At 64.6% G+C, this 12111-nt stretch carries 11 protein-coding genes; 4 read left to right on the top strand and 7 right to left on the bottom strand.

The window, feature by feature from the left end; all coding sequences use genetic code 11:
* Nucleotide 1: 1 nt before the first annotated feature.
* The 5 genes from CHX26_RS16225 to plsY form a co-directional block, all read right to left on the bottom strand.
* The gene (locus CHX26_RS16225; RefSeq protein ID WP_335682293.1) at nucleotides 2–685 is read right to left on the bottom strand and encodes a response regulator; all 684 of its coding nucleotides are present in this window, start codon (nucleotides 683–685) and stop codon (nucleotides 2–4) included.
* Between the two features lie 2 nt (nucleotides 686–687).
* Nucleotides 688–987: a hypothetical protein gene (locus tag CHX26_RS16095; RefSeq protein WP_233997107.1), complete on the bottom strand. Its 300-nt coding sequence runs from the start codon at nucleotides 985–987 to the stop codon at nucleotides 688–690.
* Between the two features lie 115 nt (nucleotides 988–1102).
* Nucleotides 1103–3670 carry a type I DNA topoisomerase gene (topA, locus tag CHX26_RS09855; protein ID WP_104942220.1) on the bottom strand — a complete coding sequence of 856 codons (2568 nt, stop codon included), beginning with the start codon at nucleotides 3668–3670 and terminating at the stop codon, nucleotides 1103–1105.
* Between the two features lie 90 nt (nucleotides 3671–3760).
* Entirely contained in the window at nucleotides 3761–4897 is a 1137-nt protein-coding gene (dprA, locus tag CHX26_RS09850) for a DNA-processing protein DprA (RefSeq protein WP_104942219.1), read from the bottom strand.
* A gap of 16 nt (nucleotides 4898–4913) precedes the next feature.
* Nucleotides 4914–5546, bottom strand: a complete 633-nt coding sequence (plsY, locus tag CHX26_RS09845) for a glycerol-3-phosphate 1-O-acyltransferase PlsY (protein ID WP_104942218.1) — start codon at nucleotides 5544–5546, stop codon at nucleotides 4914–4916.
* A 132-nt stretch (nucleotides 5547–5678) separates the two neighbouring features.
* Here plsY and murI point away from each other — a divergent pair, with 132 nt between their 5' ends.
* The 4 genes from murI to CHX26_RS09820 all read left to right on the top strand — a co-directional run bounded on the left by murI (nucleotide 5679) and on the right by CHX26_RS09820 (nucleotide 9915).
* Nucleotides 5679–6473 carry a glutamate racemase gene (gene murI / locus CHX26_RS09840; RefSeq protein WP_104942217.1) on the top strand — a complete coding sequence of 265 codons (795 nt, stop codon included), beginning with the start codon at nucleotides 5679–5681 and terminating at the stop codon, nucleotides 6471–6473.
* A 158-nt stretch (nucleotides 6474–6631) separates the two neighbouring features.
* Nucleotides 6632–7852, top strand: a complete 1221-nt coding sequence (gene hemA, locus CHX26_RS09835) for a 5-aminolevulinate synthase (RefSeq protein ID WP_104942216.1) — start codon at nucleotides 6632–6634, stop codon at nucleotides 7850–7852.
* 617 nt (nucleotides 7853–8469) lie between these two features.
* Complete coding sequence (locus tag CHX26_RS09825) at nucleotides 8470–9162, top strand: hypothetical protein (RefSeq protein ID WP_172449782.1); 693 nt, start codon at nucleotides 8470–8472, stop codon at nucleotides 9160–9162.
* 60 nt (nucleotides 9163–9222) lie between these two features.
* Complete coding sequence (locus CHX26_RS09820) at nucleotides 9223–9915, top strand: nitroreductase (protein ID WP_104942214.1); 693 nt, start codon at nucleotides 9223–9225, stop codon at nucleotides 9913–9915.
* A 9-nt stretch (nucleotides 9916–9924) separates the two neighbouring features.
* Here CHX26_RS09820 and CHX26_RS09815 read toward each other — a convergent pair whose 3' ends face one another.
* Both CHX26_RS09815 and CHX26_RS09810 read right to left on the bottom strand, forming a co-directional pair.
* Entirely contained in the window at nucleotides 9925–10650 is a 726-nt protein-coding gene (locus tag CHX26_RS09815; RefSeq protein WP_104942213.1) for a haloacid dehalogenase type II, read from the bottom strand.
* Nucleotides 10651–10653: 3 nt separating this feature from the next.
* Complete coding sequence (locus CHX26_RS09810; protein WP_104942212.1) at nucleotides 10654–12090, bottom strand: glutamate synthase subunit beta; 1437 nt, start codon at nucleotides 12088–12090, stop codon at nucleotides 10654–10656.
* Nucleotides 12091–12111: the final 21 nt, after the last annotated feature.

Below are 12111 nucleotides of genomic sequence, written 5' to 3'. Positions count from 1 at the left end.
CTCACCCCCGCCCCAGCTTCTCCAGCTTGGCCTTCAGTGCTGCCTCGTCGAACGGCTTGACGATATAATCATCCGCACCCGCAGCGATGCCGTCGTGGATGTCCTTGGCCTCGCCGTTGGAGGTGCAGAACACCACGGTCGGCTCCTTGGGCGTGGGGATGGCGCGCAGGCGGCGCACGAACTCGATCCCGTCCATTTCCGGCATGTTCCAGTCGGTGAGCACCAGATCGGGCATGGACTTCTTGCAGCGCGCCAGCGCCTCCTCGCCGTTTTCAGCCTCGATCGGCACATAGCCGAGGCTCAAGGCGATCTTGCTGGAAACCTTGCGGATCACGCGGCTGTCATCGACAATCAGGCAGGTGCGCTGCGGCGCAGCAGGGGCTTCGCGTCCCGGATAGCGGTCACGCATCGCCTTGGCCGCGGCAACGATGGCGGCGGTGTCGTCAGACCCGGCAGCGCTCGCTGGTGACGGCGCAGGCGCAGGCGCGGGTTGAACCGGACGCGCAGCGGGCACAGGCGCGGTGCGGGCGGTCTGCCCTGCCGTTTCGGCTTCGCCCGCCTCCGCAGCAGCAGCCAGCACCGCCTCCTGCGCCCTTTCGTTCTGGGCGAGCTTTTCCGCGAGGGTCTTGCCCTCCATCCCGGCACGGCGGTTGGGGCCGGAATTGCGCTTGATCAGATTCTGCACGCTCAGCGCCCCCCACTGGCGGCGGCATAGCCCGCCTCATAGCCCTGCGCGGCGTAATCATCCGAAAATGGATCGGCCTCGATCGCGCCGACCACCTCGCCCGGTGTCACGCGGACATGGAGATAGGGCATCCACACATCGCCGAATTCGGCCTTCTGGTACCACACGTCGAGCACGTCGTAGCTGGCCCACATCCCGTCCGGCTCGCGCAGGCGCAGGCCTTCACCGATGCGCGGCACCGCGGCAAAGCGAATACGGCTCTGGGTCTGATGGGTCTCGTTCTGGACTTCGATTTCAATCACGGCGGGAGCCCTTTGTCTCTCGCCGTTTCTACGGGGCAAATGCTTTATGATTTACCAACGCGCGGGCGCCGGAACGGGCTTTTGACCCGCCCCGGCGCGCATTTCATCGCAAGGCTCAGGCCTTCTTGGCCGGTGCCTTCTTTTTCGCAGGCGCTTTTTTCGTCGCGGTCTTTTTGGGTGCAGCTTTCTTCTTCGCCTTGCCCTTCCCCTTGGCCGGGCCTTTTGCCGCGCGGTCATCGATCAATTCGATCGCAACTTCGAGCGTCACCTCCTCAGGCTTGGCGTCGCGCGGGATCGTGGCATTGGTCGTACCGTCGGTGACATAAGGCCCATAGCGACCCGGCATGACCTTGATCTCGCCCCCGCTGGTCGGATGCATGCCGAGGGTTGCGATGGGCTCCGCCTTGCCGCGCGCCGCGCCGCCCGCGCCGCGATTGGCGGCCTGAGCAAGAATATCGACCGCACGGTTCATCCCCACCTCGAACACCTCACGGGTGTTGGAGAGCTTGCCGTATTTGCCGTCGTGCCTGAGGTAAGGCCCGTAACGTCCTATATTGGCTTCGATTTCCAGCCCCGTGTCAGGGTGCGCGCCGATGATGCGGGGCAGATCGAGCAGCTTTACCGCCCAATCGAGGTCGAAGTCGTCGAGATCCTTGGGGATGCTCGCGCGCTTGGCCTCCTTGCCATCGCCCATCTGCACGTAAGGGCCGAAGCGGCCGGACTTGCGGTGAATATCCTCCCCGGTTTCGGGGTGCTGGCCGATGACGCCGTCCTCGGCCCCGCCCTCGCCCTCGCCACCCGGCTGAGCGAAGCGGCGGGTGTATTTGCATTCGGGGTAATTGGCGCAGGCGACGAAGGCCCCGAAGCGCCCGCCGCGCAAGCTGAGTCGGCCATTGGCCCGCCCTTCCGCCGCACACAGCGGACAGGCGCGCGGATCGCTGCCGTCCTCGCGGGGTGGGAAGAGGAAGTCGGAAAGGTAATCGTCCAGCGCCTCGGTCACTTCCGAAGGCAGCTTCTCCATCACCTCGTCGGCCTTGGGCTTGAAGTCGCGCCAGAAGCGGGCGAGCAGCGCCTTGTAGTCCTCGCGCCCGTCGGAGACGACGTCGAGCTCGTCCTCCATGCCGGCGGTGAAGTCGTAGGCGACATAGGTGGGGAAGAAGCGTTCGAGAAACGCCGTCAGCAGGCGGCCCGATTCCTCGGCGAAAAAGCGGTTCTTCTCCATCCGCACATAGGCGCGGTCACGCAGGGTCTGAATAGTCGCGGCATAGGTTGAGGGCCGCCCGATCCCGAGCTCCTCCAGCCGCTTGACGAGGCTCGCCTCGGAGAAACGCGGCGGCGGCTGGGTGAAGTGCTGAGTCGCCTCCACGCCGCGCTTGGCCGGACAATCGCCCGATTTCATCACCGGCAGCAGGCCGCCTTCCTCATCATCCGCATCATCCAGTCCTTCCTGATAAACGGCGAGGAAGCCGGGGAAGCGGATCACCTGCCCGGTCGCGCGCAGCTCGTGGCTCCCGGTCGCATCGCGCAAGGTGACGGTAGTGCGTTCGAGCAGCGCGGTCGCCATCTGGCTCGCCATGGCGCGCTTGAAAATGAGGTCGTAAAGTTTCGCCTCGTCCCCCGTCCCTGCCCGTTCACGGGTGAAGTCCGTCGGACGGATCGCCTCGTGCGCTTCCTGCGCGTTCTTGGCCTTGGTGCTGTAGAAGCGCGGCTTTTCGGGACGGTAATCCTCGGAAAAGCGGGCGGTGATGGCATCGCGCGCGGCGTGAATCGCGCTCATGTCCATCTGCACGCCGTCGGTGCGCATATAGGTGATCGCGCCTGCCTCGTAGAGGCTCTGGGCGAGGCGCATGGTGTGCTGCGCCGAATAGCCGAGTTTGCGCGCGGCTTCCTGCTGAAGGGTCGAGGTGGTGAACGGCGGCGCGGGGTTGCGCTTGACCGGCTTGGTCTCGACGCCTTCGACAGTGAAACGCCCCGCCTCCACGGCAGCCTTGGCCTCCAGCGCGATGCCCTCGTGGCCCAGACTGAGCTTCTCCAGCTTTTCGCCCCGGAACCGCACCAGCCGCGCGTCGAATTCCGTCCCGTCATGCTGCATTCGCGCAACGACGTTCCAGTATTCATCGGCGCGAAACGCCTCGATCTCGCGCTCGCGCTCGACGATCAGGCGCAGTGCGACCGACTGCACGCGGCCTGCGCTCTTGGCCCCGGGGAGCTTCCTCCACAGCACCGGCGACAGCGTGAAGCCGAACAGATAATCGAGCGCGCGGCGCGCGAGATAGGCGTCGATCAGCGGCTGATCGAGCTCCCGCGGCTTTTCCATGGCCTGGGTAACGGCCTGCTTGGTGATCGCATTGAAGGTGACCCGGTCAACGCTCGCAGGCAGGCTCTTGCGCTTCTTCAGCAGCTCCAGAACGTGCCAGCTGATCGCTTCGCCCTCGCGGTCAGGGTCGGTCGCGAGCACAAGCCGACTGGCGCCCTTGGCAGCGTCGGCGATTTCCTTGAAGCGGCTCTGCTTGTCCCGGTACAGTTCCCAATCCATCGCGAAGTCCTCGTCAGGCTTCACGCTCCCATCCTTGGGCGGCAGATCGCGGACATGGCCGTAAGAGGCGAGAACCTTGAAGTCCTTGCCGAGATATTTCTCGATGGTCTTGGCCTTGGCCGGGGATTCGACGATGACAAGCTGCATGGCGCTGAGATGTGTCCCTTACGTGTACACGCGCGAGGGTGAAGCGGCGCGGCTTACAGCGTCAAGGGGGATGTGCAAGAGGGGACGCGCCTATCCCGCCCGCCGCACGGTGCCGTCGGCCTCGCGCAGCAGATCGCCCGCCAGTTCCAGTTCCAGCAGCGCCATGTGGACTTCAGCCGCACTCGCGCCGGACTGGCGGATCAGTTCATCGACACTGACGGGGGCATTGGTCAGCAGGCTTTCGACATCGCGCGACAGATCGGCGCGTGCTTCACCCCAGTCGAGCCGCGCCAGTTCAGCATAATCGAAATCCGTCGCCCCGTCGCTGACCCTAAAGCGCGATCGCGGCGCGCCGGTGAAGCTCTGGAGCAGTTCGATCACATCCTCGGGCGCCTGCACCAGCACCGCGCCTTCGCGGATGAGCTGATTGCACCCCGCAGCGCGGGCATCGAGCGGGGAGCCGGGTATCGCCATGACTTCGCGCCCCGCCTCGGCCGCCAGCCTTGCGGTGATGAGACTACCCGATTGCGGCGCGGCCTCGATCACAACCGTGCCGCTGGCAAGACCGGCGATGATGCGGTTCCTTGAGGGAAAATGCCGTCCGCGCGGCTCTGTGCCGGGGGGCTGTTCGGCGATCAGCAGGCCCTCGTGGGCGATGCGCTCCTGCAATTCGGTGTGCTGCGGCGGATAAGCGATGTCGATACCGCTGGCGATGACGCCGATGGTGCGCGGGAAGGCGCCTTCATGCGCTGCGCCATCGATGCCCCTCGCCAGCCCCGAGACGACAGTGAACCCCGCCTCGGCGAGCGCAGCGGCGAAGTCACGGGCGAGCTTGACGGCGGCGGCGCTGGCGTTCCTCGCGCCGACCAGCGCAACACAGGGCTCAGAGGCGAGCGCCAGCCTGCCGCGGCAGGTGAGGATCGGTGGTGCAGAGTCGAGTTCGGCCAGCAGCGCCGGGTAATCGGGTTGATCGTGGAACAGATAGCGCGCACCCGCCGCGCGGACCGCCACGACCTCGCGCTCGACGCTGTCCACGCTCGCCGGACGGTAGGCGCGCCCACCACGGCTCGCAAGATCGGGCAAGGCATCGAGCGCCGCCGCCGCCGAGCCGAAGCGGGCGATCAGCTGTCGATAGCTGACCGGCCCGACATTGGGCGAGCGCAACAGGCGAATACGCGCAAAGGCCTCTGGCTGTGAGAGCATTGGCTGCGACCCCTTTTGCTCCATCAGATGATGCCCCGCATCACGGCTTGGCCGAGGATCCGACGCGCGGCTCCTCCCCCCGCATCAGCCGCCCAATATTGGCGCGGTGCTGGACGATGACGATGGCGGCAATGGCGATCAGCGGCGCGATGACCTCCGGATAGCCCAGCGCCCATGCCACCACGGGGGCGGCGATGACGCTGACGAGCGAGGAGACGCTGGAAATGCGGCTGAGGAACAACGTCGCCGCCCAAATCACGGCGCAGGCGAGCATCGCGGGCCACGCCAGCGCTGCGAGCGCTCCGGCCGCACTCGCAAAGCCCTTCCCGCCCTTGAAGGCGAGCCACGGCGTGAAGCAATGTCCCGCCACAGCTGCGACCGCAGCGATGGAAGCCAATCCTTGAAGTTGGGCAAGCGTCGGCGCGTCCATGACCTTGACAACCGGGCCGAAAAGCAGAGGGGCTATCAAAACCGGAACAGCTGCCTTGGCCGCATCCAGCAGCACGGTGGCCGCTGCCAACCCCTTGTTCCCGGTGCGCAGCACATTGGTCGCGCCGATGCTGCCGCTGCCGATCTGGCGCACATCGCCCAACCCGGCGGCGCGGGTGAGGATCAGGCCGAAGGGGATCGAGCCAAGCGCAAAACCCAAAAGAGCAGCGAAAAGCGATTCCAAGCGATATCTCCGTTCGGGCTGAGCTTGTCGGAAGCGTAGCTGGGCATTGCCCAACCCCCGCACTTTCTCTAGCGCAACTCCTGTACGGAAAAATGGCCCTTCGACAAGCTCAGGGCGAACGGAAGTTGCTGAGTGAACCCGGATTCCCCCATCCTGCTGTTCGATTCCGGCGTCGGCGGGCTCACCGTCTATGACGCGCTGCGCAAGGTGCTGCCCGATGCCCCGGTGATCTACGCCGCTGACCTTGCGGGCCTGCCCTATGGCACCAAGACCGAGGCGCAGATCGCCGCGCGGGTCGCAGGCCTGCTCGGGCGGATGACCGAGCGGTTCAGCCCGCGTCTCGTCTGCATTGCCTGCAACACCGCCTCCACGATTGCGCTGGGCATGGTGCGCGATGTGCTGGAGGTGCCGGTTGTCGGCACCGTGCCGGCAATCAAGCCTGCTGCGGCCCTGACGAAAACCGGCACCATCGGCCTCGTCGGCACCGAGGCGACGATCCGTCAGGCCTACGTCGATGACCTTGAGGCACAGTTTGCAGGCGGCAAGCACCTGCTGCGCATCGCCGCACCCGCATTGGTGGGCGCTGCTGAGGCCAAGCTACGCGGTGAGCGGGTTAATCCAGCGGTGATTGCCGATGTGCGTGACCGTCTGGTGGCCATGCCGGGTGCCGACGATCTCGACACGCTGGTACTGGCCTGCACCCATTTCCCGCTGTTGTCGGAAGAACTGGCCGCCGCCTTCGGGCCGGGGATAGCGCAGGTCGACGGCGCAGCGGGCATCGCGCGGCGCATTGCCCACCTGCTTGAAGGCCAGCGCTTTGCGGCCAGCGGCCCCAACCGCTTCATTGTGACCGGGCCGCTGAACGGGGCGGCCGGGCTCGAAGCGGCGCTGGCCGCGCGCGGTTTCGGGCCAGCTGAAGCCTTCTGAGGCTTGCGAGGCACTCGCAAAGATCACTGTGGCAAAAGCGATAACCCTGACCTAGATAATCGCGAAACGAATGGCCCGCTCATGGGTTATGGGCGCACATGTCACGAACTTCGCGGGGCTGGGCCTGGCCCTCCCGCTGCAAGCACAAAGAGCGCTGAGTGAACTACGACCAGATTTTCGATTCCGCGATCGACCGGCTGCACGAGGAAGGCCGTTACCGGGTCTTCATCGACATTCTGCGCAACAAGGGCGCTTACCCCAACGCGCGCTGCTTCCATGGCCACAATGGTCCCAAGCCGATCACGGTTTGGTGTTCCAACGACTATCTGTGCATGGGCCAGCACGACAAGGTGATCGGGGCGATGGAAGCCGCGCTCCACGATGTCGGCGCAGGCTCGGGCGGCACCCGCAATATCGGCGGAAACACGCACCTTCACGTCGAGCTCGAGGCGGAACTCGCGGACCTTCACGGCAAGGACGCGGCCCTGCTGTTTACATCCGGCTATGTGTCAAACGACGCGACGCTCTCGACCCTCGCCAAGCTGCTGCCGGGCTGCGTGATCTTCTCCGACGAATTGAACCACGCCAGCATGATCGCAGGCATCCGCAATTCGGGCTGCGAGAAGAAGGTGTTCCGCCACAATGATGTGGCCCATCTCGAAGAACTGCTGACGAGCGTCCCTGTCGACACGCCCAAGCTGATCGCTTTCGAAAGCGTCTATTCAATGGACGGCGACGTCGCCCCGATCCACGCGATCTGCGACCTTGCCGAGAAATACAACGCGCTGACCTACATCGACGAGGTTCACGCGGTCGGCATGTACGGCGCACGCGGCGGCGGGATTTCGGAGCGCGACAACGCCGCACACCGCATCGACATCATCGAAGGCACGCTGGGCAAGGCCTTTGGCGTCATGGGCGGTTATATCGCCGCGAGCGCCAAAGTGGTGGACTGCATCCGCAGCTATGCGCCGGGCTTCATCTTCACGACCTCACTCTCGCCGGTGCTGGTGGCAGGCGTGCTCGCCTCGGTGCGGCACCTCAAGGAGTCTTCGGTCGAACGCAACGCCCAGCAGCGCGCCGCCGCTGTGCTCAAGCTGAAGTTTGCGGAAGCCGGCCTGCCGGTGATGGACTCGGTCACCCACATCGTCCCGCTGATGGTGGGCGATCCGATCCGCGCCAAGAAGATCAGCGACATCCTGCTCGCCGAATATGGCGTCTATGTGCAGCCGATCAACTTCCCCACCGTCCCGCGCGGCACCGAACGCCTGCGCTTCACGCCGGGGCCGCACCACACCGATGAGATGATGGACGAGCTGACGGCCGCGCTGGTCGAGATATGGGACCGGCTCGAACTGGAGCTCGCCAAGGCTGCCTGACCGGCCACCCGATCACTGTGGCGCGGCGGCTACACCGAGCGTTAGTCAGACCGATTGACAGCGGCCAAAATTCTTGTCGCCGGGCGTTGAATCGGCACCTGACCTGCCGTCGAATTGGCGGAAATCCGTGGTCGGCCAATCGGCCAATGTCGGTTTTGTACAATTTCCGTATAATATTATTCTTGCAGTAAAAATTCCTTTTCCGGCAAAAGCTGATTGCATAGATATTGCCCCCAGGGGTGGCTCGTCCGCCGCATGATTCTTCAGCAAGGGGGTCGCCTAATGCTTGTTTCGCGTCGTTTCGCGTTTGTCATCGGTTGTGCGCTTCTCGCCTCATGCGGAGGCGGAGACAGCGGCGGTTCTCCGCCTCCGACTGGTGGTGGTGGGACGCCCACACCCACTCCTGCGCCAACCCCTACGCCTACGCCCTCGCCTACGCCGACCTACCAGACGCTGGCACAGCTCACCGGCGCTCGGAGTTTCCTCACCGCCTGCGCCGGGAATTTCAGCGACCAGATCGTCCCGGTTCAGGGGCTGGGCGACAGCACCCCCCGCCCGCAGGAGGCGGCACTTCATTCCGGCTGTCACTATCGACCGACGGTGCCGAAAGCTACCGAGTGCGTGGACTGTCACTCAACGCCGAAAACTTCGACACCCAGTTCACCCCTGCCGACATTGATGCCAATAGCCCCTTCACCAATCTGACGGATTACGTGCGCCCCGATGGTTTCGGTTTCAACAACCGTTTTCTGCTCGCTAACAAGCCGGTCGAAGGCATCACCCGAGAATATGTCCGTAACTTCGTGCATGTCATCCGCGCCCGCCCATCGGATCCGAGCACCACATATTACTGCACTTACGGCGTGCCGACACTGCTCACCGATCCGCTGCCGACCAGCACCATCACCTATTCATCCTTTACCGTGATCGGGAATGCGTTCACGATCATCCAAGGCCAGCCCACGTCCTATGATCTGAGCGAAAGCGTGGTCACCCTCAGCGCCAATCCGGCAACACTCCAGATCTTGACACAGATTACCTTCGTGGGCCGTCAAGTCCTCGGGCCGGGCATCCTATCCGACACCCGCACCCAGCTTGGCAGCGCATCAGGCACCTCAACCCTTGAAGACAACGTGCAAAGCTTTGTCGGGCCGCTCGAAGGAAATTTTGTTCGGGTTGGCGATTCGGCCTTTGGCGGTTGGTTTTTCGGCCCGCAAGGACGCGAGGCCGGTTACGGTTTCGGTATACAAGGTCAGACGGAAACGGGCGCTCCGTTGACCTTCACAGGAGCGGTAACCGCACGCCGCTGACCCTTTGCAAGTTCTCTCCCTTGCGCTAGCCGCTGCGGCGACACGCAAGGGAGAGACCAAATGGGCGGGACGCCTGACCAGACTTACGCCGAGGTGGTGCTCGGGCGGCGCAGCATCCGCGGCTATCTCGACAAGCCGGTGCCGCGCGCCCTGATCGAGGAGGTGCTGGCGATGGCGATGCGCTCGCCCTCCTCGATGAACACCCAGCCCTATCACTTCCACGTCATCACCGGAGAGCCACTCGACCGCATCCGCAAGGGCAACACCGAGCGCATTCTTGCAGGCGAGCCCGACAGCCGCGAATTCCGCAAGGGCCACCCGTTCCAGGGCGTCCACCGCGACCGGCAGGTGGGCTGCGCGATCCAGCTGTTCGAGGCGATGGGCATCGCCCGCGACGACAAGGAGGCCCGCCAGGACTGGGTGCTGCGCGGCTTCCGCCAGTTCGACGCGCCGGTGTGCGTGATCGTCACCTATGACAAGGAACTCTCCGACGCCGATGACACCGTGTTCGATTGCGGCGCGGTGACAACGGCGCTGGTCAATGCCGCGTGGAGCAAGGGGCTCGGCTGTGTGATCAACTCGCAAGGCATCATGCAATCGCCGGTGGTGCGCGAACATGCCGGCATCCCAGACGATCAGGTGATCATGAAGGCTGTCGCACTGGGCTGGCCCGATCCCGACTTTCCGGCCAACCCGGTAAAGATCACCCGCCGCAGCGTGGACGAAGCGGCGCGGTTTGTCGGCTTCGACTGAGGCGCGCGTTCAGCAGCCCAGCTGATCAGCCAGCGCCGTCAGGCTCGGCGCGGACCACTCCCACACCTGCTCGTGATGCGCGTCAGGCGCGGGCGCGCCGCCATATTCGTCCGGGCGATCGACGTAGGCCGTCTGCAAGTCGCAGGCCCGCGCCGCTGCCAGATCGCCATGATGCGCGGCGACAAGGCACAGTTCGCCGGGGGCAATACCCAGCACTTCGGCAGTGCCGAGATAGGCCTGCGGATCGGGCTTGTAGGCCTTCGTGATCTCAGCTCCCAGAATAGCATCCCACGGCAGGCCAGCGCGCCGCGCCATCGTCAGCAACAGCGCGACATTCCCGTTCGACAGCGTGACTATCGGAAACCGCGTCTTCAACCGGGTCAGCCCCTCGACCGTGTCCGGCCAGGGATCAAGCCGGTGCCAGGCGCGGTTCCAGTCGGCCAGTAGATCAGGATCAAGGCGCGCCGGATCGACATCGCGCTCGCGAAAGGCCGCTTCCAGCATCTCGCGGTGCAGCACATCGAGCGGCACGAAGGCGCGGCCCGATTTGCGCATCCCGATCATCGCCGCGATATACTGCGCCCGCCACGCATCGGCAAAAGCGGCTGCATCAATGTCGCTGTGTCCGATCGCCGCTAGGAACGCTGCGGACTCCCGCGCAACACTGGTGCGCCAGTCGACAACCGTACCGAACACGTCGAAGGCCAGCGCCTTGGGAAGAACCGGAGCGGGCATGGCTCAGCGCGGCAGTTCGGAAACCCCCATCAGCGCCTCGTCCACCGCGCGGGCGGCCTGACGGCCTTCGCGGATCGCCCAGACCACAAGGCTCTGACCGCGCCGCATGTCGCCGCAGGCGAACACGCCCGGAACGCTGGTGGCGTAATTGTTGGTGTCGGCATCGACATTGCCGCGCGCGGTCAGATCGACGCCCGCCTGTTCGAGCAGCCCTGCCTTCTTCGGCCCGACAAAACCCATCGCCAGCAAGATGAGATCAGCCGGGATGGTGAATTCAGTCCCCGCCATTTCCTGCATCTGCCCGCCTTGCCATTCGACGCGCACGCATTCGAGGCCGGTGACTTTCTCGCCATCACCAAGGACGCGCTTGGCGAGCACCGCCCAGTCGCGCTCGACACCTTCCTGATGGCTGGACGAGGTGCGCAGCTTCATCGGCCAATCGGGCCAGGTCAGCGCCTTGTCCTCTTTCTCCGGCGGCTTGGGCATGATTTCGAGCTGCGTCACGCTCAAGGCGCCCTGTCGGTTCGAGGTGCCGACGCAGTCGCTGCCGGTATCGCCTCCGCCAAGCACCACGACATGCTTGCCGGTCGCCAACAGGCTCCCGCGCGGGGCGGCACGCAGTTCATCATCGCCCGCCACGCGCTTGTTCTGCTGGGTGAGGAATTCCATCGCCAATCGCACGCCAGGCATTTCGGCGCCGGGAATGGCGAGCTGGCGCGCATCTTCCGCACCGCCTGCCAGCACCACCGCGTCGAAATTCTCCTGCAAGGACTTGAACGACACATCGACGCCCACTTCCTTGGAGGTCTTGAACGTTACCCCTTCGGCTTCCATCTGCTGGCAGCGACGGTTGATGAGGTGCTTTTCCATCTTGAAGTCGGGAATGCCGTAACGCAGCAGGCCGCCCACCCGGTCCGACTTCTCGAACACCGTCACCGAATGGCCAGCGCGCGCCAGCTGCTGCGCGCAGGCGAGACCCGCCGGGCCGGAACCGACCACCGCTACCGATTTGCCGGTCTTCTTCTCGGCGATCTGCGGCTTGACCCAGCCTTCCTTCCACCCGCGATCGACGATGGCGCATTCGATCGACTTGATGGTCACCGGCTGGTCGATGATGTTGAGCGTGCACGCCGCCTCGCAGGGTGCGGGGCAGATGCGCCCCGTAAATTCGGGGAAGTTGTTGGTGGAGTGTAGATTATCCAGCGCCCGCTTCCAGTCCGCCTCGTAGACGAGGTGGTTCCAGTCCGGGATCATGTTGTTCACCGGACAGCCGTTATGGCAGTAGGGAATCCCGCAATTCATGCAGCGCGAAGCCTGCCCGGTCAGCGTCGCATCATCCGGCTGGATGACGAATTCGCGGTAGTTCTTCAACCGCTCCTTGGGATCGAGATAATCCCGCTCGCGGCGGTCCAACTCGAGAAATCCGGTTTCCTTGCCCATTGTACTGTCTCGTTCTGTGAA

It is taken from the genome of Porphyrobacter sp. HT-58-2 (genome assembly GCF_002952215.1).
Lineage (GTDB): Bacteria > Pseudomonadota > Alphaproteobacteria > Sphingomonadales > Sphingomonadaceae > Erythrobacter.
Note: the sequence above shows the minus strand (reverse complement) of the source record. Positions and strands in the feature narration are given on the sequence as shown.

What these genes read in the sequence shown, in the direction of transcription:
- CHX26_RS09820 (WP_104942214.1), top strand. Translation starts at nt 9,223, where the DNA reads ATGGGCGGGACGCCTGACCAGACTTACGCCGAGGTGGTGCTCGGGCGG.
- topA (WP_104942220.1), bottom strand. Translation starts at nt 3,670, where the DNA reads ATGCAGCTTGTCATCGTCGAATCCCCGGCCAAGGCCAAGACCATCGAG.
- dprA (WP_104942219.1), bottom strand. Translation starts at nt 4,897, where the DNA reads ATGGAGCAAAAGGGGTCGCAGCCAATGCTCTCACAGCCAGAGGCCTTT.
- CHX26_RS09815 (WP_104942213.1), bottom strand. Translation starts at nt 10,650, where the DNA reads ATGCCCGCTCCGGTTCTTCCCAAGGCGCTGGCCTTCGACGTGTTCGGT.
- CHX26_RS09810 (WP_104942212.1), bottom strand. Translation starts at nt 12,090, where the DNA reads ATGGGCAAGGAAACCGGATTTCTCGAGTTGGACCGCCGCGAGCGGGAT.